The organism is Clostridiales bacterium (assembly GCA_025757645.1).
GTDB lineage: Bacteria > Bacillota > Clostridia > Oscillospirales > Oscillospiraceae > CAG-103.
In genome coordinates this window covers 283976-306940 of record CP107216.1, presented here as the reverse complement: position 1 = coordinate 306940, position 22965 = coordinate 283976, and the positions used below count along the sequence as shown (strand labels likewise).

The following is a 22965-nucleotide window of genomic DNA, read 5'->3' as shown; positions in this document are numbered from 1 at the left end:
CGTCCTCTTTGATACGCAGTTCCCGCTGTTTAACAAGGAGCTGACTCGTGAAGAGTTCGATAACCGGCTCAAAGAAAATCCGCTGAATGACAGGCTGCTGCAAGTCGTGGAAGAACTCCCTGTCGCAGACAATACGAAGGCGAGAATATCCCTTGACACCGGCAGTAACAAGGTTCACTGGATTTACTTCAATCCCGATGCAGATGCAGGTGGACAGTATGTTTCCGGTGACCTTGATTTCTCTGTTTTTGAAGAGCTTGTCGAGCAGTATGACATTGCCAACCATCCGGAAAACGCCGCCGACTTCCGAAATGACCTTGAAGAAATGTCGGATCAGTTCCTTGCGGACATCAATACTCCGTTCTTCATGGAAGCTGAAAATGACTATGAGATGGACTGCGATTATATCGAGTTCACGCCGGAAAACCTCCTGAAGATTCACGAGGATATTCTATCTTTAGAGGCAGACCGGGAAGCAGCGCGAGAGACTGACCGCTATGAGGCGGAGTTTGGTGCAGACGGCACACGGGTATTCAGAGAAACGGAAGATTTGGCAGAAGACGATTCCGAAATTGAGAGCCTAACGGACGAAGAATTGGATGCTCTGCCCATCAGCACCGTCAAAGACGGCGAGGTCGTGACCTACCCCAATGCGGAAGCCTTGCTGGATGACCAGGAAGAAGCGCTCGCTCCGCCTCCGCAGGTGAAAAGGTCTTCCAAGGTCGTGCCTCATGTGCTGCATCCGGAAATCAGCACCGAGTACCGAACCAACTTTCAAATCGAGAGCGATGATATCGGCGTGGGCACGCCGCTGGAACGGTTCTATCACAATATCCGTGCCATTCAGCTTCTGAATAAGCTGGATGCGGAAAGCCGATTGGCGACACCCACGGAGCAGCGTGTGCTTGCCGACTATGTGGGCTGGGGCGGTCTATCCGAGTTCTTCAAGGAGGACAATCCCCATTATACCGAGCTGAAGAATGTGCTTTCCGATGAGGAATATGCGTCGGCAAGAGAATCTACGCTGACGGCCTTCTATACGCCGCCCGTGGTGATCAAGGCGGTGTACAGTGCCCTGGAGAACATGCACTTTCAGACCGGCAATGTGCTGGAGCCCTCCTGCGGCATCGGCAACTTTATGGGGCTTGTTCCCGAAAGCATGAATGACGCGAAATTCTACGGCGTGGAGCTGGACAACATTTCCGGGCGGATCGCCCAGCAGCTGTATCAGAAAAACAGTATCGCGGTGCAGGGCTTTGAAAATACAAACCTTCCCGACAGCTTCTTTGATGCTGCAATCGGCAATGTCCCCTTCGGGCAATTCAAGGTGCCCGACAAGCGCTATGATAAGCACAACTTCCTCATTCACGATTATTTCTTCGCCCGCACCTTGGATAAGGTGAGACCCGGCGGCGTGATCGCCTTCATTACCTCAAAGGGTACGCTGGATAAGGAAAATCCCAATGTTCGAAAGTATATCGCCCAGAGAGCCGACTTGCTCGGTGCGATCCGGCTGCCGAATGATACCTTCAAGGCCGCTGCCGGCACAGAGGTCACATCGGACATTATCTTCCTCCAAAAGCGTGACCGATTGGTGGATATTGAGCCCGATTGGGTGCATCTGGCCACCGATGCCAATGGCATCCGGATGAACGCCTATTTTGTGGACAACCCTGAAATGGTGTTGGGCGACATGCAGATGGTCAGCGGGCCTCACGGCATGGAGTCCGCCTGTATTGCTTATGAAAATGCAGAGCTTGGGGACCTCTTGCGGGATGCCATCCAGAACATTCATGCCGAGATTACCGAATTTGAAATCGACGATCTTGAAGCGGAGGATGAGGACCTTTCTATCCCCGCTGACCCTGATGTGCGCAATTTCAGCTTCACGGTGGTGGACGGTAAAATCTATTACCGTGAAAACAGCCGCATGAATCCCGTGGATGTTTCCGCGACTGCCGAAAGCCGTATCAAGGGCATGATTGGTATCCGAGACTGCGTCCGGACGCTGATTGAGTACCAGACGGAGGACTATCCCGATGCCGATATCAAGGCAGAGCAGGAAAAACTCAATCGCCTCTATGATGATTTCAGCAAAAAATATGGGCTTATCAGCGCAAGAGCCAACAATTCGGCTTTCAATTCCGACAGCTCCTACTGCCTGCTTGCCTCGCTGGAGGTGCTGGACGATGAGGGCAACTTCCTCCGCAAGGCAGATATGTTCTCCAAACGAACCATCAAGCAGAAGGTAACGGTGCAGTCGGTTGACACGGCTTCCGAGGCCTATGCCCTGTCTCTTGCAGAAAAAGCCAGAATCGATATGCCGTATATGTCGGAGCTTACCGGCAAAACCGAGCAGGAGCTGTTTGAGGATTTGAAGGGTGTGATCTTCCTCAACCCCATGCACGCCAGCGAGGAGGATGGCAGACCGAAATATCTTCCCGCAGATGAATACCTCTCCGGCAATGTCCGGGAAAAGCTGGCGATTGCGAAACGCAGTGCAGAACTTTCCCCCGAAGATTACGGGGAGAATGTCCGTGCGCTTGAGGCGGTGCAGCCGGTTGACCTGACGGCAAGTGAGATTTCCGTAAGGTTGGGCGCAACATGGCTGCCTCCGGAAATTGTGGAGCAGTTTATGTTTGAGCTTTTCAACACCCCTCGCTACTGCCAGTGGAACATCCATGTTCACTACGCGCAGTACACCGGCGAATGGAATGTGGAGGGGAAATCCTATGACCGCAGCAATGTGAAGGCCTACAATACTTATGGCACCGGCAGAGTTAATGGCTATAAGATCATGGAGGAAACCCTGAACCTCCGAGATGTGAGAATCTTCGACTACATCGAGGACGGAAACAGCAGGAAAACGGCTGTGCTCAACAAGAAAGAAACCGCCATCGCACAGGGCAAGCAGGAGCTTATTAAGCAGGCCTTTGCTGATTGGATTTGGAGCGACCCGGAACGCCGGGAGCAGCTGACCAAGCTGTATAACGAGAAGCTCAACAGCATTCGCCCCCGTGAGTATGACGGCAGCCACCTGAATTTCGTGGGAATCAATCCGGAGATCACGCTGAGGCCGCATCAGGTCAATGCCATTGCCCATATCCTCTACGGCGGCAACACCCTGCTTGCGCATGTAGTTGGGGCTGGGAAGACCTTCGAGATGGTAGCGGCGGCCCAAGAGAGTAAACGGCTGGGCTTGTGTCAGAAAAGCCTGTTTGTGGTCCCCAATCATCTGACGGAGCAATGGGCGAGCGAATACCTCCAGCTCTATCCCTCCGCCAATATTCTTGTCGCCACTAAGAAGGACTTTGAGACCAAGAACCGCAAGAAGTTTTGCGGGCGCATTGCCACCGGCGACTACGATGCGGTCATCATTGGGCACAGCCAATTTGAAAAGATCCCCATGTCCCTGGAACGACAGCGTGCCATCCTGCAGCAACAGCTGGATGAAGTGCTGGACGGCATTTCTGAATTGAAGAAAAACCGTGGGGATAATTTCTCCATCAAGCAGCTGGAGCGAACCAAGAAAACGGTCAAGCAGAAGCTGGACAAGCTCAATGACCAGTCCCGCAAGGATGATGTTGTGACCTTTGAGGAGTTGGGCGTTGACCGTATCTTCATCGATGAGGCGCATTACTATAAAAACCTCGCCGCATTTACAAAAATGCGGAATGTGGGCAACATCAGCCAAACCGAGGCCATGAAGTCCAGCGACCTGTATATGAAGTGTCGGTATTTGGACGAGTTGACCGGCGGCAGAGGCGTTGTGTTTGCCACCGGCACGCCCATCTCCAATAGCATGGTGGAGATGTACACCATGCAGAAGTATCTCCAGTACGGAGCGCTGCGCAGGAATGACCTTCTCCACTTCGATGCCTGGGCCTCCACCTTCGGTGAGACGGTGACAGCCATCGAGCTCTCCCCGGAGGGCACGGGCTACCGCGCCAAAACGAGGTTTGCCAAGTTCTATAATCTACCGGAGCTTATGGCAATGTTCAAGGAGACCGCAGATATTCAGACAGCCGATATGCTCAAACTCCCTGTTCCGGAGGCCCATTACCACAGCGTTGTCTTGAAGCCATCGGAAACGCAAAAGGAAATGGTGGCCTCTCTTTCGGAACGAGCCGAGCGTGTCCGCAATAAGATGGTGGATTCCAGCGTGGATAACATGCTCCTCATCACCAATGACGGCAGAAAGCTTGCCTTGGATCAGCGGCTCATGAACGATATGCTCCCCGACAGCGAGACAAGCAAGGTGGGCGCGTGTGCGGAGAATGTTTTTGATATTTGGCAGCGCACCGCCGATCGGAAATCGACACAGATGGTATTCTGCGACCTGTCTACGCCCCACGGCGACGGCAAGTTCAATGTGTACGATGATCTCCGAAACAAGCTGATTGCCAAGGGCGTTCCGGCAGAGGAAATCGCCTATATCCATACGGCAAACTCCGAGGCGCAAAAGAAAGAGCTGTTTGGCAAGGTGCGCTCCGGTCAGGTGCGTGTGCTCATCGGTTCCACGCAGAAAATGGGAGCCGGCACCAATGTGCAGACGAAGCTTGCGGCACTTCATCATTTGGATTGTCCGTGGCGACCGTCTGACCTGCAGCAGCGGGAAGGACGAATCATCCGCCAGGGCAACGAAAACAAGGAGGTCGATATTTACACCTATGTCACGGAGAACACCTTCGACAGCTACCTGTATCAGTTGGTGGAATCCAAGCAGAAGTTCATTGGGCAGATCATGACCAGCAAATCCCCGGTGCGCTCTGCGGAGGACATTGACGAAACCGCCCTGAGCTATGCGGAAATCAAGGCGCTGTGCGCCGGCAATCCCCACATCAAGGAGAAGATGGATTTAGATATTGATGTGTCTCGCCTGAAGCTGCTCAAGGCCAACCATCTGAGCCAGCGCTATGCTCTGGAGGATCAAATTCTGAAGGAGTTTCCGCAGAAAATCAAATCGTTGGAGCAGCGCATTGAGGGCTATCAGACAGATATTGACCAGCGCAAAAGAAATACCGAGCCCAACGAGGACGGCTTCTCCCCGATGTTTATGCCGGGCGGCACGGTAAGAGAAAAGAAGGCCGCCGGCGATGCCATCCTCGGCCTTTGCAAGTCCATGACAAGCCCAGAGCCGATTTCCATCGGTCAGTACCGTGGCTTTGACATGGAGCTGTCCTTCGATACCTTCAGCCGAGAATATAAGATCACGCTGATTCATCAGCTGCGGCATACGGTCACGCTGGGAACGGACATCTTCGGCAACATTCAGCGACTGGATAACACCCTCGGCGCTTTTGAGGAACGAATGGCGGCGTGTGCCGAGCAGCTGGAGAATACACGGGTTCAGCTTGAAAACGCAAAGGCCGAGGTACAGAAGCCATTCCCCCAGGAGGAAGAACTGAAAACCAAATCGGCACGGCTAAATGAACTGAATGCGATGCTCAATCTCGACAAAAGAGAGAACGAGATCGTGGCCGGTGAGCGTGGCGAGGAGGAGCCGCAAAAATCATCCGCAGACAGAGAACGCTAAAAAGAAAATCACAGCGGCAATGTGGAATACCTGCATTGCCGCTGTGATACGCAAGCCGGGAAATGTACCGAGTATGCGATAGAATGAGGCTGACAAATCTTGCTAATGTTTGTCAAGGACTTTTTTCTGGAAGTTGCACAGAAAAAAGGGCGCACTAAACGAACCCACCAGATTGCGGGCTCTGAAAAAATGATGTAGAATCAAATCGGTTTACTTGTAGAGCTCCATTGCTCTGGCGTAGTAGATCCGGAGAAACTTGTTCACGCCAGCCATCTTGGCTACATTGAAAGGCTTCCCTTCCTGCTCTTTTTTGAGCATAAAGAGGTACACGGGGTCGTCTTGAGGTTTTGTCAGTTTAAGGGCCTGCATTACCTCGTAACAAGCTTTCCGGAGGGCAGAGCTGCCACGTTTTGAAATGTGGCGGTTTCTGCTCTCGAATTGTCCGGATTGATATGGAGGGGCATCGTTGCCGGCATAGGAGTTCAATGCCTTACCGCTGTGAAAGCGATGGACATCACCGATCTCGGCGAGGATAATCGGTCCGAGGCGGTCACCAACGCCGTGCATTGCTCGGAGTATCTTGTATTCCGGAATTGTCTCGGCGATGTTTCTCATCTGAGAAATGATTTCGTCGGCAGCATTTTGTGTTGCGGAAAGCAGGTCAACACATTGATTTTGTGAGAGCCAAATGTAAGGGTCTTCGCCGCGGGTGGTAATGCTGTCAACAGCGAGTTCGTAGATACTAAGTCCCTTGCTGGATGCACTGCGTTCTGAAGCCTTTTTCGCCAAGACGTCATAGGATGCCAGGAAGCGCGCCTTTCCAATTCTTTGAATCTCATCAAAGGACTTGAATCGTTTGATAAAGAGCAGCAACGCACATTTTTCGGGGTTTCTGCTGTTCAGTGGCAGTATTCTTGTGATCCCAGGCATCGTCTGATCCAGCAGAGCTATGAGCTGAACTTTCAGTTTCGCAACATAAGAGATTCGTTGGTTGTATTGGCGGGAAAGAAATTTCAAGTCCTCATACTTTTGCTCCATTGAGCTATACGGTACGAGTTTATAGGATTTTTCAAGTGCATAGGCCGCTATCCGAAGTGCGTCCTTCTTGTCCGTCTTCGCCTTATGAATCTCGACATCCCCGTATTTTTTCATCTGATATGGATTGACAATGCAAACGGGAAATCCCTCGTCTTGAAGCTTCTTGAGCACCGGATAATGGTAGTGGCCAGTGTACTCCATGAGGATGGTCGTGGGTTCTCCAAGTCCCTTCAGATAGGACACGAAAGCTTCCATCTCCAGCTGCGTATGAGCCATTGTGAATGGACTTGCCAGAACTGTACCGTCTGAATCAATCACCGCAACGGTGCTTTTGGCTTTGGATATGTCGATTCCAACTGCAATCATGAGATTCCTCCTTCATTCGTTGAGATACGATTGGTTCCAGCACTTCAAGATTCAATCAGATTAGTCCGTGAAACGGGAGCAGTGATTTGTCCCAACTTGCTGAATCGAATGCAGAATGATGAAGGCTGGCTGACACATTTGTTTGCGGGCGTGGGGTCCCAATCGGAAATTCCGTCAGCCAATCACCTTCATCTTAAAGGAAAAGCGAAGGCTGTAACACCCTCGCTTATATATTACTAATCGGAATTTACCTCTATTCAAACATACAAGCTCTTGACAATAAAGCTCCTATATAGTATGATTTTATGAACTACTATATAGGAGCTTTTGTATGAAAACAAATGGCGGATTTCTTGTCACCAAAATAAAACAACTTGGTGACCGGATTTTTGAGAAGATTCTCAGCGAAAAGAATATTGATGCGTTCAATGGAGCCCAGGGGCGCATTCTTTATGTGCTGTGGCAGGAGGATGGAATCTCGATCAGGTCACTCTCGGTCAAATGCGGATTAGCGATAACATCTCTTACGACGATGCTGGAAAGAATGGAACATCAAGGACTGATAAGCCGTGTTCAGTCTGAAACGGACAAAAGGAAAACACTCCTGTTTCTGACTGAGAAAGCACATGCCTTAAAGGGCGAGTACGATTCTGTATCTGATGAGATGGGCAGCATTTACTACAAGGGTTTTTCAGAGGAAGAAATTACCCGGTTTGAGGAATGCCTCGACCGCATCAGAAAGAATCTTGAGGAGTGGCAGAAGTCATGAGTATTTGTATCAAAGATCAGATTCAGAACATGAATCTCGTCATCGGCTGCACAGTGGGGTGTGCATATTGCTATGCCCGCAACAATGTGAAGCGCTGGCATATGATCGATGACTTCGCTGATCCTGAGTTCTTTCCGGGTAAGCTCAAGATGATGGAAAAGAAACGTCCGCAAAACTTTCTTCTTACCGGCATGAGCGATCTCTCCGGATGGAAGCCGGAATGGAGAGACGAGGTATTTGCAAAGATCCGTGAAAATCCACAGCATCAGTTCTTGTTTCTTACCAAGCGCCCCGATCTGCTGGATTTTGATACCGATCTGGAAAACGCATGGTTTGGTGTTACGGTGACGAGGAAAGCCGAACTGTGGCGTATCGACGCCCTTCGGAAAAACATCAGAGCAAAGCATTACCATGTTACCTTTGAACCGTTATTCGACGATCCCGGTACAGTTGACCTTTCCGGAATCAACTGGATCGTTGTCGGCACTATGACCGGGGCTCAGAGCAGGAAGATTCATACGGAGCCGGAATGGGCATGGTCTCTGACGGATCAGGCACACGCACTCGGCATTCCGGTGTTTATGAAGGAAGACCTTGTCCCTATCATAGGGGATGAAAATATGGTTCAGGAAATGCCGGAGGAATTCAATAAAGTGTTAGAGGTACAGAGATCATGGCAGAAGTAATCGATGGAATCCTCATTCGTGAGGTGGAAACAAAGAACATCATGACCAAATCCAGTTTGCCGGTAGGCGGTTATTCGGTCAATCCCTATGTAGGCTGTACACATGCCTGCAAGTATTGCTATGCTTCTTTTATGAAGCGTTTTACCGGACACACGGAGGAATGGGGCACTTTCCTTGATGTGAAGCATTGGCCTGAAATTAAAAATCCGAAGAAATATGCCGGACAGCGGGTGGTTATCGGTTCTGTGACGGATGGCTACAATCCACAGGAGGAGCAATTCGGGAATACCAGAAAACTTCTGGAGCAGCTGATCGGCAGTGACGCAGATATTCTGATCTGCACAAAGTCTGATCTTGTGGTAAGGGATATTGATCTGCTGAAGAAGCTTGGACGAGTGACCGTTTCATGGTCGATCAACACACTGGATGAAAATTTCAAGAACGATATGGACTCTGCTTCGAGCATTGAGCGGCGCATCGCTGCTATGAAGCAAGTATATGATGCAGGTATCCGTACAGTCTGTTTCGTATCTCCGGTATTCCCCGGCATCACGGATTTTGAAGCCATCTTTGAGCGGGTAAAGGATCAGTGCGATCTGTTCTGGCTCGAAAACCTCAATCTTCGGGGCGGCTTCAAGAAGACGATCCTGGATTATATCGCCGGAAAATATCCTGATCTTGTACCGCTTTACGATGAGATCTATAACAAGCATAACCGCAGCTACTTTGAAGCGCTTGAAGTAAAAGCTGAGGAAATGGCTAAGAAGTATGATTGTCCCTTTGTGGATAATGAAATGCCTTATGGCAGAGTCCCACAGGGACATCCGGTGATCGTAGATTATTTCTATCATGAGGAAATCCGTGGGACAGAAAATACCGGAAAAAGAAATCGCTAAACTCTCTACTCTATCCAAAACTACTATCCCTTGCAAACAAGGCCCTTACAAGGCGTGGAATCATCGTGTCCACTTTTGAAAAAACAACTTCCGCAAAAATGTTCCTCATGTCTACTTTTGAAAAAGCAAATCAAAAATAAATATTTTTCGTGTCTACTTTTCTTGACTACTACAATATCATGAACGCATTTTCTGAGTTCGTTGTGAAAAGTGTGTATGCGCATCAAAAGTTCACTGTAAAAAATGTAGATCAAATCCCAAAATTCATTGCATTTTTTGCGATTCGGTGGTATACTATATTTGCAGTATGAGATAGGGGGTGCAAGTATGTACCGAATCGCAATGGAAAAGCTACTGAAATGGAAAGAAAGCAAACGGCGGAAGCCGCTGATTATCGAGGGCGCACGGCAAGTCGGAAAAACCTGGCTGATGAAGGAATTCGGGAGGCTCTATTATACCGATACCGTATATATCAACTTCGATTCCAATTCCAGAATGGCTGAGCTGTTTGCCTCTGATTTGGATACAGAGCGTTTGATCATGGGGTTGGAATTGTATTCCGGTCGGAAAATTGATCCCGACCATACACTCTTGATTTTTGATGAGGTACAGGAAGTGCCAAGAGCGCTCAGCTCTCTCAAGTACTTTTACGAAAATGCGCCGGAGTACCACATTGTATGCGCAGGCTCTCTGCTGGGCATTGCCCTGCATGAAGGCACTTCTTTCCCAGTAGGCAAAGTGGACTTTTTGAAGCTATTCCCGCTCTCTTTCAAGGAGTTTTTGATGGCCACCGGCAAGGAACGCTATGCAGAGCTGCTCAGCAAGCAGGATTATCCAATGATCACGAGCTTTAAGCAGACCTACATTGATGCGCTCAAGCAGTATTATTTTGTAGGCGGCATGCCGGAAGCGGTGCAGAGCTTTGCGGAGAACAAGGATTTTAATGAGGTCCGTGAGATACAAAAGAGAATCCTTGCCGCTTATGAGCAGGACTTTTCCAAACACGCACCGAACGAAATCGTTCCCAAGATCCGCATGCTTTGGAACAGCATTCCTTCGCAGTTGGCAAGGGAAAACAAAAAGTTCGTCTATGGCCTCGTTCGAGAAGGCGCAAGAGCCAAGGATTATGAAACGGCGATTCTGTGGCTTTCCGATTGCGGACTGGTTCATAAGATCAGCCGTGTAAACGCTGGCGGAATTCCCCTGAAGGCCTATGAAGACTTAAAGGCATTCAAGCTGTTCCTTGTGGATGTGGGACTGCTTGGGTGTATGGCAGGCCTTCGTCAGCGCACCTTACTGGACGGAAACGACCTCTTTATTGAATTCAAAGGTGCCCTTACGGAGCAGTATGTTTGCCAGCAGCTGAAAACCATTGAGGATCTGGGCGTTTACTACTACACCAATGACAGAGGTTCCTGCGAAATTGACTTCATCGTGGATGCAGGCGAGCAGGTGATTCCGGTAGAGGTGAAGGCTGAAACCAACCTCCGGGCAAAAAGCCTGAAAACCTATCAGGAGAAGTTCACACCCGAAATTGCCGTCCGTACTTCAATGGCGGATTTCAAAAAAGAAGACCGGCTTGTGAATTTGCCGCTGTATGCAGTAGAGCAGATTGCCGAGCTATAACTCGTGATCTGCCGCACCGCCGCTGTGATACGCGAGCCGGGAAATGTACCGAGTGTGTGATAGAATGAGACTGACAAATCGAAATTTATATATAAAGGAGAATATGGATGAAACTGTTTTTATGTTCGCACTTTTCAAGTGTAGGAAGTCTGATAAAGGAAGAAATTGAAAATAAAAAAGTCGCATTTATTCCAACAGCTTCGCTGCGTGAAGGCTACACCGGTTATGTCGGCTCGGCTCGAAAATTATTCAAAAAGTTGGGAGCAATCGTAACTGAAATTGATATTTCAACGGAGGCTTATTCAACAGTACAGTCTGTTTTTGGAGATGCGGATGTGATATATTTTACCGGCGGAAATTCTTTTTTCCTTATAGACCAGCTCCGTAAAACGGGAACGGATGAGCTGTTGAAGAAAGAATTGGCAAAGGGAAAACTGATGATTGGTGAATCGGCAGGTGCGATTATATGCGCTCCAAGCATCCAATATATCGAGCAAATGGATGAAAAGCCGGAGGACTACTCACAAGAAGATGATGCAGGGCTTGATTTGATTGATTTCTATGTTCTTCCGCATTATCTTACAGCACCATTTAAGAAAGTTACCGAGAAAATAATGACTGAGTTTTCGGATTTGAATCTATGCCCAATTAACAACCGTCAGGGAATTGTAATTGGTGGTGAAGGTTCAAAGGTTATTTGCAAAGACTAATTTGAAAATTCCAGTTTGTCGATCTACGGCAGCCTTTCAATAGGCTGCCGTATTCGCTTTTCGGAAGATTTTCATTTGCACATTTGCCATGATGAGCATCTGCGGATACAATGGAGGCAGAGAGGAATGGAGGTGCTGCAAATGTTCCGCCGTAAAGCAGAGACACGAATGGTTGAGCTGTCCCCTGACGAGGCGCGGCTGATGTGGGAAGCGCTTCTCGCTTTTCGTAACAAGCTTCTTTCTGCCGGAAAACCGACAGAGGATGTGAACGAGTTGATTATCAAGGTGATGAGGGGAAAATGACAAGTACCGTCTGCTTAGCCGCCTGATTTGAAATCGGGCGACTTTTGCATGAATGGTGAAAGCCTGTGCAGATTCGCATAATTGCTACCTGCGTAGGCTAAAATGCAAGTGCATCGTATTTTAGCCTAAAATCTATTGATTTTTCCTCTCTCTTGGGCTATAATAAAGGTGCATCGTATTTTAGCCTAAAGGGGGGCGGAGCAATGTATATTGAGAGACAGCTTGAAAAGAAGTTTATTGCAATCAATGAGGAGTATGCTTGTGTGCTGCTGACCGGTCCGCGTCAGGTGGGAAAATCCACCATGCTGCGGCATCTGATGGAGGGAACGGCACGAGCCGAGGTTTCGCTGGACGATTTGGAGGAGCGCAGACTTGCCAAAACCGATCCTGCAATGTTTTTGAAGCTGCATCCCGCGCCGGTTCTCATCGATGAGGTTCAATATGCACCGGAGCTGTTTTCATATATCAAGATCGCTGTGGATAATGGTGCTGCACCCGGCTCCTATTGGCTGACCGGCTCTCAGGCGTATCGCCTGATGGAGCTGGCACAGGAGTCGCTGGCCGGAAGAACCGCTATTCTCCATATGTCTGCACTGTCGCAATCTGAGCTTTGCGGTGCTGTGGAGGTTTCGCCCTTTTCGTTGGAGCTTGACGAATTGCAGAAGCGCAAGGCGTTGCTTTCCCCCGCCACACCGAATGAGATCTATCAAAGGATTTGGGACGGCGCACTCCCTGGCCACAGGAGCGGCAAGTATAAAGACCGGGATGTGTTTTACAGCAGCTATATTCAGACCTATATCGACCGGGATGTGACCACTGATATTCCCGGTGTGGATAAGGTGATGTTTGCCGACTTCATTCGCGCTGCCGCCTGCAGAAGCGGCCAGATGCTGAACCTGCATGACATCGCCGGAGATGTGGGGGTCAGTGACGATACCGCAAAGCGCTGGATGAAGGAGCTTGAAAAATCCGGGATCGTGTTCTTCCTGCACCCCTACTCCAACAATCTTCTGAAGCGGACGATCAAAACGCCGAAGATGTATTTCTTCGATACAGGGTTGGTCTCCTATCTGACCCGGTACTCAAGCCCCGAAATTTTGATGAATGGCGCAATCAACGGAGCCATCTTAGAAAACTATGTTGTGTCGGAAATTATAAAAACCTACAGCAACAGCGCCAAGGATTGCCTGCTGCATTATTACCGGGATAAGAACAGCAACGAGATCGATCTGATTATGGAGAGCGACGGTCAGCTGCACCCCATCGAAATCAAAAAAAGCATCAACCCGCCCACACAAATTACGGGTGCTTTCAAGCTGCTCGACAAGGCCTCTGTGCCGAGAGGGACAGGCGCGATCATCTGCCTTCGGGAGGCATTGAGCGCAATCGACAGCAGCACATACATTGTCCCTGTGTGGATGATCTGATTTCGTTCCAAAAAATATTCTATACACAGCCGCTTGGTTTCCAAGAGAAATCAGGCGGCTGTTTCTATAGAGCGTGTTATCCCAAAAACATAAATGAAGGAGGAAGCAAAATGACAAACGAAGAACTGAACACCGCCTTATATAAGAAGGTGTTCGCAGAACAGGAGAAGTATCGGGAGTGGCTGCTTTCCCAGCCGCCCGACGAAATCCTGAACCACTGCTACGAGTACACGGTACGGGAGGACATCGTGCTGGCACTGGAGGAATACGACCTATCCGATAAGCAGTGCAAGGCACTCCTGAAGTCGCCCAGGCCCCTTGCGGATGTGTTCAAGGACTTCGAAAAGCGGGAGACCGACCACATGGACAACATCCGTGACACCATCGAGTGCCGAGCCAATGCGGTCATCCGGGCCGATTTTCTGAGAGACCGGCGTGAAGCGAGGTGATGCCCTATGCGCTATATTGCAGCGGAGGATATTGCCAAGGCCAAGGAAATGGATCTTTTGACTTACCTCCGCAATTATGAACCGCAGGAGCTTGTCCATGTATCCGGAAACACCTACTGCACCAGAGAGCATGACTCCCTGCGAATCAGCAACGGAAAGTGGTGCTGGTTCTCTCAGGGTATCGGCGGCAGATCGGCGCTGGACTATCTTATTAAGGTGAAGGGCATCTCTTTCACGCAGGCAGCAGAAATTATTCTCGGACGGGAGGCAGAAAAGCCTCCCGTTTTCTATCGCCAGAAGGAACGAAAGCATACGAATTTGCTGATGCCGGAGCTGTCCGAAACAACGAACCGTGTGGAGAAATACCTGCAAGGCCGAGGAATTCACCCGGTTATTATCCGTTATTGCCTGGATAACAAGTTGCTCTTTGAGTCTGCAGATTACCACAATGCGATGTTCGTAGGGTACGACAAGGACGGCAAAGCGAGATATGGCGCTCTGCGCAGCACTGTCAGCAGCTACAAAGGGGAACTGACCGGCAGTGACAAGCACTTCTCTTTTTTCTTGGAGGGAAAGCCGAATGCGGAGCACATTCATGTATTTGAATCCGCCATTGACCTGCTGAGCTTCGCAACCTTGGCGCTGCTTGCCGGGCGCGACTGGAAAAGTGAAACCTATTTGTCTTTAGCCGGTGTGTTTCAGACTAAACGAGAGAATGTTGTGCCGGTGGCCTTGAGTAGATTTCTTGACGAGCACCCATCCGTCCGCAAAATCCATCTGCATTTGGATAACGATGCCGTCGGTCGAGGCGCTGTGAAAGGAATTGTTGGCGGACTGCAAGGAAGGTATCAGGTCTATGACGAGCCGCCCTCCCGTGGGAAAGATGTGAATGACGAGCTGAAAATCCGTGTAGGACTTATGAGAGAAAGAAAGGAGCGGGAACGCACATGAACATTGCAATTTATCAGATCGACCCGGACCGGGACGAGAACAATGTGGTCTTCTTGAACTATGAAAATCTGGAGCGCTTTCAGGACCCTGCCGCGCTTCGCAGCGAGATCTACGACAAGGTGTTTGAGGGCGAGGTGGAATGCGGTACCCTGGAAGAAGTGTACCAGATGTTCAACCTTGACCATCCGGACGGATACCGGGGCAGGTCCCTTTCCGTTTCGGATGTGGTTGAGGTCGTAGGTGAGGAAAAATCCACCTTCCATTTCTGCGACAGTATCGGCTTTCGGGAAGTGGATTTTGACCCGGATATGACCGAGCCCCTGAAAGAGAAGAAAATCAAAGTGGTGCTCTGTGAACCGGGCAAGGTTGCCAGAGTCGCAGAGATCGGGACGGAGCTTTCCGATTTGCAGAGGGTGGTCGGCGGGCTGATCGAGCCCTATTATCCCTTTGAAGAGCAGGTCTGCATCGTCTGCAACGACGAGGGCAAGTACAACGGCATGCGGCCCTGCCGCGCCATCTACGGAGAAGGCAGGGAGATGATGGACATTATCTTCGGCCCCTTTTTCATCTGCGATTGCAGCACGCCGTACTTCGGCTCCCTCAACAAGGAACAGTTGGAACGGTATAAGAAGCAGTTTCAGAATCCGGAGCGCTTCTTTCGGGTCGGCGGGGAAATCAAGGCCGTTCCCTATAAGCCCGAAAAAGACCACGAGCGCTGATGGAGGTGATGGCATGAAGATGACCGACGATGTAATCATAATCGGAATCGACAGCGGCTACGGCAATATCAAAACCGCAAACTGCTGCTTCCCGGCAAGCGTTTCCGCCTATGACAAGGAGCCGGTGTTCAAGGAGAATCTGCTTGTCTATGAAAGCAAGTTCTACCTGATCGGTGAAGGGCACAAGGAGTTCCTTGCGGATAAGACGCGGGATTTGGACTACTATGTGCTGGCGCTTGCGGCCATCGCGCGGGAACTGAATATCCGAAAAATGACCTGCGGCAAAATCAGAATTGCGGCAGGTCTTCCTCTTACTTGGGTCAGTGGTCAGCGGGACGAGTTCAGGGACTATCTCTTGCAGAACAAAGCCGTAGACTTCTCGTTCCGAAATGTCTCCTACCATGTGGAGATTGTAGGCGTGGATGTGTTTCCCCAGAGCTTTGCGGCGGTGGCAGACCGGCTTTCTGACTTTCGGGGCGTAAACATGATCTGCGATATTGGGAACGGCACCATGAATATCATGTTCATCAATGACAAAAAGCCGGTTTCCGGGAATATGTTTACGGAGAAATACGGTACACACCAGTGCCTACTGGCCGTGCGGGAGAATGTCATGCGTGCGCATCACACCACCGTGGACGAGGCGATCATCAACCGGGTGTTCCGCTTCGGTACGGCAGATATTAAGGAGGATTATCTGAAAACCATTACTGACACGGCCACCGATTATGTGGATGGCATTTTTCAGAGACTTCGTGAGCACGAGTATAATCCGGAGCTGATGAGACTGTATGTTCTCGGCGGCGGCAGCTGCCTGATCCGCAACTTCGGTGTGTACGATGCTTCCCGTGTGACCATCAACGATGACATCTGCGCCACGGCGAAGGGGTATGAATATCTCGCAGAGCTAAATGCCCGCAAAGGCATTTCACGATGAGTTACAAGAGAATCAGTGTGCGTTTCAACATGGATGTGGATGCCGAGCGAAAAGCATGGGAGACCATCCACGAAAAAGGAAATGGACTTGTCGGCAAAGAGGTTATCAGCGCAATCAATACTTCAAGCGAGCTTTCCGGCTTGGAAAAGATGATCAGAAAAGTCGTTTCTGAAGAATTGAAGAAAGCCGTGTTTATTCCCTCTGAACCAGCTGCCCGTAGTTCCGAGACAGAAGAATCTGAAAACGAGATACTGGATTTTCTTGAAACCTTTTAATGGCGCCAATTTGGAGCCATTTTTCTTGCCCAAACGATCGGTGGCTCCAAAATGGAGCCACATTGGAATGGAGGTGAAAACGATATGGAAAACGAAAAGCGCGCATTGTCCTGGCGGGAGTTCGTGGAGTCCGGCTTTGACGGTCGTGAATATCGGTTCCCTGATTTTGAGGGGACTTTTGCAGCGACGATCGCCTGTAAACGCTGGGATAGGAACAAAAACCTGTTGGCATATCTTGATTTCGATGACGGAAGAAAGATCATGACATCAGCATGGAGCGAAAAGAACTATTTGGGTTTGGCTGATATTCCTCTTAATACCCGTGTAAGTGTTTCGTTCCAATTCTCTGCAAAGGGCGTTTCGTACCTCAGAAGTGTCGAAGTAATTTGAATCGTGGGGTTGGTGGCATTGTCTTAACAAGCAACGAATCTGTCCGTACAGATTCCGCTTGTCTGGGGCAATGCCCCTGAAACCCCAACGGAAAGGATGAGTGTTTTTGAGAAAAAGAAATTGTAGAGTGGAGGTTTGCTTCACAAAGGATGAACTGTCCGTGCTTTCCAAGAAAGCCAAGAGAGCAGGGCTGTCCATCGGCAGCTTTGTTCGCCGCAGCGTAGCCGATAAGGAAATTAAGGAAGCGCCGCCTGCGGATATTCCCCTGCTGCTTCGGGCCATGCGGCAGGCGGGGTACAATCTGGATCAGACCTTGAAGAGATTCAACACCACCAATGTGCCGGATATGCCCCAGTTCAGAAAGGACTTGGAGGGAATCAGAGCCGCCACGAAAATGGTATCTGATGCGTACACCTCCGATTATCAGTAATGGCGGTTACATCAATCTGGCCCATAAAAGGGCGAGTGGATAAGGTCATCAATTACGCCCGCAATCCAGAGAAAACGCATGACAAAGAAAGACTCTCGGAGCTTCATGAAATCGAGGGCGTGGTGGAATATGCCGCCGACGAAATGAAAACCGAGAAAAGAGCCTATGTCACCTGCCTCCATCTCCACAGCGAGGAAACGGCGGCGCAGGAGTTCATGGAGACAAAGCGGCTGATGCATAATGAGGGCGGCAGGTCCTGCTATCACGGTTATCAATCATTTAAGGCAGATGAAGTGGATGCAGATACGGCACACAGCATTGGTGTCGCCCTTGCCAGAGAGTTATGGGGCGACCGCTTTCAGGTCGTGATCGCTACCCACTGCAACACCGGGCATTATCACAATCACTTTGTCATAAACTCCGTTTCCGATGTGGACGGTAAGAAGTTCTACAACTCACCGGCGGATTACAGACGGATGCGGGAGGTCTCCGACCGGCTGTGCCGGGAAGCCAAGATTTCCGTGATAGAGTACCCTGCCGACCGCAGAGCCAATTACGGAGAATGGCTGGCCGAGAAGAACGGCAAGCCGACCATGCGCAACAGAATACGCGAGGATATTGACAGGGCGATCCTCGCCTCGACCACGGAGCGTGAGTTTCTGCGCGTCATGAAGGAAATGGGCTATGAGGTGATTACGAAAACGCCGAAGGGTTCTCCGAGGGTCCACCCCATTGTAAGGATCGTGGACGGCGGGAAGAACTTCCGCTTGGACAAGCTGGGTGAATACTACGAGCTGGATTCCATCAAGCAGCGGATTCAGAACAACTACCGCCGCAAGACGCCCTTCCCCGAGGTGGCGGAGGACACGAAAGCGCCCTATTACCAATACAAGGAGAAAGCAAAGAAGGCAACCGGCCTTTACGCCCTGTACCTATATTACTGTTATGAGCTTCACATCATCGTGCATAAGCCGGCATCTGTAAAAAAGGTGTCGGCTTTTTTGCGTGAGGATGTGACGAAGCTCGACAGATACATTGCTCAGGCGGATTTCCTTGCCAAAACAGGACTTGAAACTGTGGAGACCCTTGCCGGCTATAAGGCCGAAAAGGAAAAGCAGGTGGAAGCTTTGACGCAGCAGCGCACGGGACTGAAGAATGAACTGAAGCGGCACATAAGAAAAGAAGATTCTCAAAGTGCCGAAGCAACAAGAGCCCGGATCGCGGAGCTGACCACAGAGCTGAAAACCTGCCGGAGGGATATTGTGCTGTGCTCCGACATCGCTGATCGGTCGGAACAGGTTCGTAAGAATCTTGAGCAAATCGAGCAGCAGAAAATCGAACGAAAGGAGAAAACGGAAAATGAGTTACTCGTCAGGGGAAGCAGCCGAGCAGGTCGTGAGGATGACACTCAACGGCGTTGAGGTGGCTGCAAAAATCAGCGGGAAAGCCGCTGAGCGTTTGGCAGTGCTGCTTTATGCGGTGCTGAAGGACCAAAAAAAGACGCGCGGGAAAACACGGCTCAACAGTATGCTCCGCAGCGGGAAGGAACTCAAGGTCTTTGCCATTGGCGACAGAGATCTTGAAAAGTTCTGCCGTGAGGCAAAGAAGTACGGCATCCTGTATTGCATTTTGAAGGACAAAACGGCGAACGACGGCCACACCGATGTGTTTGTCCGCGCAGAGGACGCCAGCAAGATCAACCGCATTTTTGACCGCTTCGGCATTGCCACCGCAGACATCGGCTCGGCGCGTACCGAAATCGTCAAGGCAAAGGAGGAACAGAAGAACGCGGACATTCCTGTTCCCGACCGCAGCACCACGGAAAAGGACAAGGAGGAAGCCTTCCTGGATGCGCTTCTTGCCCCTGCGCCCAATAAGGAGGAGGCGCAAACGCAAAACCCCACACAAGGCCCGGCTGCGAAATCCCGTCCGTCCGAGCCTACATCAAATCAGCGCGAGAAAACCGTCAGGGGTATCTCTGATCCTATGGAACGCTCCCGCCCGTCTGTCCGGCAGGAAATGAAGGAGATCCGGGAGGAGCAGAGACAGAGGACGAGCTCCGCGCAGAAAAGCAAGGACGAACCCAACAGAACCTCTGAGCACAGGCCTGTGCCGAAAAAGAAAAAAGACAAGGAGAGATGACCATGGCAAACTATGATGATATTTTCAATGCCTCCGCGCAGAAGGGTACGGAGGATAAGAGCTTCGTTTCCTTCAACAAGGAGGAGTGGGCTGCACAGAAGAAGCAGGAGCGTGAGCGCGCTTTTGTCATGATTGATGAGACTGCACAGCGCATGGCAAATGACGGCAGCCGCTTCCAATCCTATCTGGATGTGCAGGCGCGTTTTGACCGCTACTCTGTGGGCAATGCGGTTCTGATCACCGCCCAGAAAGCCGACGCCACCCAGCTTTCGGATTTTAAGGGCTGGAAGAATAACGGTGTGTTCATCAAAAAGGGCGAAAGCGGAATCGTATTGCTGGAGCCCGGCGAGGAATACACCAAGGAGGACGGCACCGTGGGTGTCAGCTACAACTCCAAGAAGGTGTTCGACATTTCCCAGACGACCGCAAAGGCCAAGGACCGCCCCGCAATGAAGCGGGACGAGCGGCTGCTTCTGAAAGCCATCATCCACAATGCACCTTGCCCCATCGAGATCAGACAAAAGCTGCCGGAGAACATCAACGCGGTATATCGTCCCGACGACAAGAAAATCTATGTTAGACCTGGGCTGGAGGCCGGTGACATTTTCCGCGGCATTTCTCAGGAGCTTGCTCACGCGCATCTGGACGACGGCGCATATAAGCGCAGCGACCATGCCTTTACCGCCTACTGCGTGTCATATGTGCTCTGCAGCCGGTACAATGTGCCAAAGGATATGTTCCGCTTTGACAGACTTCCCGAAGGATTCTCTACGATGGATGCCCGCAGTGTGAGAAACGGGCTGTCCAAGATCAGAGATGTGGCCAATGAGATCTCGTCCGACATGGCGAAGGTGCTGGACAAGAGCATGAAGCCCAAGGAACGCAGGGATGAAGCGAGATAAGGAGGTGCCCCCAATATGGCTGAGGAAAAGAAAGTCGTCACGCTGGACGATTTTGAGCAGCGTCTGATGGTCAGCGGCCTGATGGATTTTCGGAACGATCTTCTCCGGGACGAAAAGCCCACAGAAGACATTAACGATTTGATCCTGAAGGTCATTGATGCCCCAACAAAGAAAGAGAAACGGAGAGCCGACCGTGAGGCAAGATAAGCTCTCCAAGCAGAATGTGATCCTTTATCTTTGCGGCATAATTCCGGTTGTGTGGCTCGGCCTGTTGATTGCTCCCTGCTTAAAGGATGGATTGCCCGGACTGGTTCAGCAGTTCGGATCGGTGATGCAAAACCCATTCCAGATACAGCTTTGTGAGGACAGTGTAAAAACTGTCCTCACTTTGCTTTTGGTGTACGGGATCGCCATCGGCGTCTATCTCTCCACGGAGCACAATTACAGACGGCGAGAAGAGCACGGATCAGCTAAATGGGGCGCGGCTGGTTCGGTCAACAAGAAATATGCCAACAAGGATAAGACGGAAAACAAGCTGCTGACGCAAAATGTCGCCATCGGCCTGGACGGAAGAAAGCACCGCAGAAATCTGAATGTACTTGTATGCGGCGGTTCCGGTGCAGGCAAAACACGCTTCTACGCCAAGCCCAACATTATGAATGCGAATACTTCTTTCGTTGTGCTTGACCCCAAGGGTGAGCTGCTCCGGGATACCGGCCATCTGCTGGAGGAGAAGGGCTATGAGATCAAAGTCCTTGACCTCATTGATATGGAGAAAAGCCATTGCTACAACCCGTTCGTGTATATCAGCAGCGATGATGATATTCAGCGGCTTACCACAAACCTTTTTAAGAACACAACGCCCAAAGGCAGTCAGACGCAGGACCCGTTCTGGGATCAGACGGCAGCGATGCTGCTCAAGGCCCTTGTCTGCTATCTCCATTATGAGGCTCCGCCTGATGAGCAGAACTTCTCCATGGTCATGGAGATGATCAGAGCCGGCGATGTAAAGGAGGACAACGAGGAGTATCAATCTGTTCTCGATGAGCTTTTTGAGAGATTGGAGGAAAGAAACCCGGAGCATATCGCTCTCAAGTATTATCGGGCGTATCACTCCGGCAGCGCTAAGACACTGAAATCCATTCAGATTTCCCTTGTCTCCCGTTTGGAAAAGTTCAATCTGGATTCACTGGCCGGCATCACCCAATGCGATGAGATGGATTTGGGGCAAATCGGCGAAAAGAAAACGGCGGTATTCGCCGTAATTCCTGATAACGACAGCTCCTTCAATTTCATCGTGGGTATGCTCTATACCCAGCTGTTTCAGCAGCTCTACTATCAGGCCGACTCCGTTCACGGCGGCAGGCTGCCCGTGCATGTGCATTTCGTCATGGACGAGTTTGCCAATGTCGCCCTGCCGGATGAGTTTGATAAGCTCCTGTCCACCATGCGAAGCCGTGAGATTTCCGTTTCCATCATCATTCAGAATCTTGCGCAGCTGAAAGCTCTGTTCGAGAAGCAATGGGAGAGTATTGTGGGCAACTGCGATGAATTTCTGTACCTGGGCGGTAACGAGCAGAGTACCCACGAGTATGTTTCCAAGCTGCTGGGCAAGGAGACCATCGATACGAATACCTACGGACGGTCTCGCGGCAGAAACGGAAGCTATTCTACCAACTATCAGCTTGCCGGACGAGAGCTGATGACACCTGACGAAGTGCGTATGCTGGACAACCGGTACGCACTTCTTTTTATACGCGGAGAGCGCCCCATCCGGGATCTCAAGTATGACATCCTTCATCATCCCAATGTGGCGCTTACGACGGACGGTTCCGCACCGGCCTATACTCACGGCGAAGATACCCGAAGTATCGCTTCCATGGCGTTCAGCTTCGACAAGAAGGCTGTCAAAAACGCCGAAAAGCTGGAGGCAGAAAAACACGAATTCTTGCTCTACTCGGAAGAGGAGCTGGAAGAACTACTTGACGAAAAGGAGAAAAAAGACAATGAAGAAACTTAATGCAAAGAAGAACACCAACAAGCCGGAGATTCCCGGCAAGGTCAAGAAGGGCTACCGCATTTATGTGATGGCTGTCCTTGCCCTTACGCTTACCATGAGCATGGGCGTGACCGCCTTTGCCGCAGGCGACCCCATTACCGTCGTCAACAACCTCAGCGACTTTATCTTCGGCCTCATCCGCGCGGTCGGCCTGATTCTGCTTGGCTGGGGCATTGTGCAGGTCGGTCTCAGCTTCCAGTCCCACGATCCCAGCCAGCGTTCCAACGGTTTCCTGACCCTGGCCGGCGGCGTCATCATCACCTTTGCCAAGGAAATCCTCAACCTCATTGTTGGCTGATCCGGTTTCCGCAAAAGGGGCGGTCGTAAAGACCGCCCCGAAGGGAGGTGTAACGA

The 22965-nt window shown here is 50.6% G+C and carries 21 protein-coding genes and 1 pseudogene; 21 read left to right on the top strand and 1 reads right to left on the bottom strand.

Going from position 1 to position 22965, the window contains the following annotated elements; genetic code table 11:
• The first annotated feature begins 106 nt into the window (after nucleotides 1–106).
• Nucleotides 107–5536 carry an SNF2-related protein gene (locus OGM61_01465; protein ID UYI85553.1) on the top strand — a complete coding sequence of 1810 codons (5430 nt, stop codon included), beginning with the start codon at nucleotides 107–109 and terminating at the stop codon, nucleotides 5534–5536.
• A gap of 210 nt (nucleotides 5537–5746) precedes the next feature.
• Here the strand turns inward: OGM61_01465 and OGM61_01460 are convergent, their stop codons facing one another.
• Complete coding sequence (locus tag OGM61_01460; protein UYI84760.1) at nucleotides 5747–6940, bottom strand: IS110 family transposase; 1194 nt, start codon at nucleotides 6938–6940, stop codon at nucleotides 5747–5749.
• A 331-nt stretch (nucleotides 6941–7271) separates the two neighbouring features.
• Here OGM61_01460 and OGM61_01455 point away from each other — a divergent pair, with 331 nt between their 5' ends.
• The 20 genes and pseudogenes from OGM61_01455 to OGM61_01360 all read left to right on the top strand — a co-directional run bounded on the left by OGM61_01455 (nucleotide 7272) and on the right by OGM61_01360 (nucleotide 22909).
• Entirely contained in the window at nucleotides 7272–7709 is a 438-nt protein-coding gene (locus tag OGM61_01455) for a radical SAM mobile pair system MarR family transcriptional regulator (protein ID UYI84759.1), read from the top strand.
• Entirely contained in the window at nucleotides 7706–8395 is a 690-nt protein-coding gene (locus OGM61_01450) for a radical SAM mobile pair protein A (GenBank protein UYI84758.1), read from the top strand. Before OGM61_01455 ends, OGM61_01450 begins: the two co-directional genes overlap by 4 nt.
• Nucleotides 8383–9291, top strand: a complete 909-nt coding sequence (locus tag OGM61_01445; GenBank protein UYI84757.1) for a radical SAM mobile pair protein B — start codon at nucleotides 8383–8385, stop codon at nucleotides 9289–9291. Before OGM61_01450 ends, OGM61_01445 begins: the two co-directional genes overlap by 13 nt.
• Nucleotides 9292–9618: 327 nt before the next feature.
• Entirely contained in the window at nucleotides 9619–10917 is a 1299-nt protein-coding gene (locus tag OGM61_01440) for an ATP-binding protein (GenBank protein UYI84756.1), read from the top strand.
• Nucleotides 10918–11024: 107 nt separating this feature from the next.
• A complete protein-coding gene (locus tag OGM61_01435; GenBank protein ID UYI84755.1) occupies nucleotides 11025–11627 on the top strand; it encodes a peptidase E in 603 nt (200 codons plus the stop codon).
• 126 nt (nucleotides 11628–11753) lie between these two features.
• The gene (locus OGM61_01430; GenBank protein ID UYI84754.1) at nucleotides 11754–11930 is read left to right on the top strand and encodes a hypothetical protein; all 177 of its coding nucleotides are present in this window, start codon (nucleotides 11754–11756) and stop codon (nucleotides 11928–11930) included.
• A 203-nt stretch (nucleotides 11931–12133) separates the two neighbouring features.
• Complete coding sequence (locus tag OGM61_01425; protein UYI84753.1) at nucleotides 12134–13357, top strand: DUF4143 domain-containing protein; 1224 nt, start codon at nucleotides 12134–12136, stop codon at nucleotides 13355–13357.
• Between the two features lie 110 nt (nucleotides 13358–13467).
• A pseudogene (locus OGM61_01420) lies at nucleotides 13468–13773 on the top strand (DUF3848 domain-containing protein).
• Between the two features lie 39 nt (nucleotides 13774–13812).
• Nucleotides 13813–14757, top strand: a complete 945-nt coding sequence (locus OGM61_01415; GenBank protein UYI84752.1) for a DUF3991 and toprim domain-containing protein — start codon at nucleotides 13813–13815, stop codon at nucleotides 14755–14757.
• Complete coding sequence (locus tag OGM61_01410) at nucleotides 14754–15476, top strand: YodL domain-containing protein (GenBank protein ID UYI84751.1); 723 nt, start codon at nucleotides 14754–14756, stop codon at nucleotides 15474–15476. The genes OGM61_01415 and OGM61_01410 overlap by 4 nt, the downstream gene beginning before the upstream one ends.
• Nucleotides 15477–15489: 13 nt before the next feature.
• Nucleotides 15490–16413, top strand: coding sequence for a ParM/StbA family protein (locus OGM61_01405; protein ID UYI84750.1), 924 nt, complete (start codon nucleotides 15490–15492; stop codon nucleotides 16411–16413).
• Entirely contained in the window at nucleotides 16410–16688 is a 279-nt protein-coding gene (locus OGM61_01400) for a hypothetical protein (GenBank protein UYI84749.1), read from the top strand. Before OGM61_01405 ends, OGM61_01400 begins: the two co-directional genes overlap by 4 nt.
• Nucleotides 16689–16772: 84 nt before the next feature.
• Nucleotides 16773–17078 carry a hypothetical protein gene (locus OGM61_01395; protein UYI84748.1) on the top strand — a complete coding sequence of 102 codons (306 nt, stop codon included), beginning with the start codon at nucleotides 16773–16775 and terminating at the stop codon, nucleotides 17076–17078.
• A gap of 160 nt (nucleotides 17079–17238) precedes the next feature.
• Nucleotides 17239–17508 (top strand): hypothetical protein, encoded by a 270-nt coding sequence (locus tag OGM61_01390; protein UYI84747.1) that lies wholly within the window; start codon nucleotides 17239–17241, stop codon nucleotides 17506–17508.
• Nucleotides 17509–17543: 35 nt separating this feature from the next.
• Nucleotides 17544–18929, top strand: a complete 1386-nt coding sequence (locus tag OGM61_01385; GenBank protein ID UYI84746.1) for a relaxase/mobilization nuclease domain-containing protein — start codon at nucleotides 17544–17546, stop codon at nucleotides 18927–18929.
• Nucleotides 18820–19650 carry a DUF3801 domain-containing protein gene (locus tag OGM61_01380; protein UYI84745.1) on the top strand — a complete coding sequence of 277 codons (831 nt, stop codon included), beginning with the start codon at nucleotides 18820–18822 and terminating at the stop codon, nucleotides 19648–19650. The genes OGM61_01385 and OGM61_01380 overlap by 110 nt, the downstream gene beginning before the upstream one ends.
• Nucleotides 19651–19652: 2 nt before the next feature.
• Complete coding sequence (locus OGM61_01375) at nucleotides 19653–20552, top strand: hypothetical protein (protein UYI84744.1); 900 nt, start codon at nucleotides 19653–19655, stop codon at nucleotides 20550–20552.
• Between the two features lie 15 nt (nucleotides 20553–20567).
• Nucleotides 20568–20759, top strand: a complete 192-nt coding sequence (locus tag OGM61_01370; protein ID UYI84743.1) for a hypothetical protein — start codon at nucleotides 20568–20570, stop codon at nucleotides 20757–20759.
• A complete protein-coding gene (locus tag OGM61_01365) occupies nucleotides 20746–22572 on the top strand; it encodes a type IV secretory system conjugative DNA transfer family protein (GenBank protein UYI84742.1) in 1827 nt (608 codons plus the stop codon). The genes OGM61_01370 and OGM61_01365 overlap by 14 nt, the downstream gene beginning before the upstream one ends.
• Nucleotides 22559–22909 carry a glutamyl-tRNA amidotransferase gene (locus OGM61_01360; GenBank protein ID UYI84741.1) on the top strand — a complete coding sequence of 117 codons (351 nt, stop codon included), beginning with the start codon at nucleotides 22559–22561 and terminating at the stop codon, nucleotides 22907–22909. The genes OGM61_01365 and OGM61_01360 overlap by 14 nt, the downstream gene beginning before the upstream one ends.
• Nucleotides 22910–22965 lie beyond the last annotated feature (56 nt).

Excerpts from the sequence above, each read along its gene's own strand:
- OGM61_01400 (UYI84749.1), top strand. The coding sequence starts at position 16,410 with ATGAGTTACAAGAGAATCAGTGTGCGTTTCAACATGGATGTGGATGCC.
- OGM61_01425 (UYI84753.1), top strand. The coding sequence starts at position 12,134 with ATGTATATTGAGAGACAGCTTGAAAAGAAGTTTATTGCAATCAATGAG.
- OGM61_01405 (UYI84750.1), top strand. The coding sequence starts at position 15,490 with ATGAAGATGACCGACGATGTAATCATAATCGGAATCGACAGCGGCTAC.
- OGM61_01455 (UYI84759.1), top strand. The coding sequence starts at position 7,272 with ATGAAAACAAATGGCGGATTTCTTGTCACCAAAATAAAACAACTTGGT.
- OGM61_01370 (UYI84743.1), top strand. The coding sequence starts at position 20,568 with ATGGCTGAGGAAAAGAAAGTCGTCACGCTGGACGATTTTGAGCAGCGT.
- OGM61_01445 (UYI84757.1), top strand. The coding sequence starts at position 8,383 with ATGGCAGAAGTAATCGATGGAATCCTCATTCGTGAGGTGGAAACAAAG.
- OGM61_01395 (UYI84748.1), top strand. The coding sequence starts at position 16,773 with ATGGAAAACGAAAAGCGCGCATTGTCCTGGCGGGAGTTCGTGGAGTCC.
- OGM61_01360 (UYI84741.1), top strand. The coding sequence starts at position 22,559 with ATGAAGAAACTTAATGCAAAGAAGAACACCAACAAGCCGGAGATTCCC.
- OGM61_01435 (UYI84755.1), top strand. The coding sequence starts at position 11,025 with ATGAAACTGTTTTTATGTTCGCACTTTTCAAGTGTAGGAAGTCTGATA.
- OGM61_01450 (UYI84758.1), top strand. The coding sequence starts at position 7,706 with ATGAGTATTTGTATCAAAGATCAGATTCAGAACATGAATCTCGTCATC.
- OGM61_01415 (UYI84752.1), top strand. The coding sequence starts at position 13,813 with ATGCGCTATATTGCAGCGGAGGATATTGCCAAGGCCAAGGAAATGGAT.
- OGM61_01410 (UYI84751.1), top strand. The coding sequence starts at position 14,754 with ATGAACATTGCAATTTATCAGATCGACCCGGACCGGGACGAGAACAAT.
- OGM61_01440 (UYI84756.1), top strand. The coding sequence starts at position 9,619 with ATGTACCGAATCGCAATGGAAAAGCTACTGAAATGGAAAGAAAGCAAA.
- OGM61_01460 (UYI84760.1), bottom strand. The coding sequence starts at position 6,940 with ATGATTGCAGTTGGAATCGACATATCCAAAGCCAAAAGCACCGTTGCG.
- OGM61_01430 (UYI84754.1), top strand. The coding sequence starts at position 11,754 with ATGGAGGTGCTGCAAATGTTCCGCCGTAAAGCAGAGACACGAATGGTT.
- OGM61_01375 (UYI84744.1), top strand. The coding sequence starts at position 19,653 with ATGGCAAACTATGATGATATTTTCAATGCCTCCGCGCAGAAGGGTACG.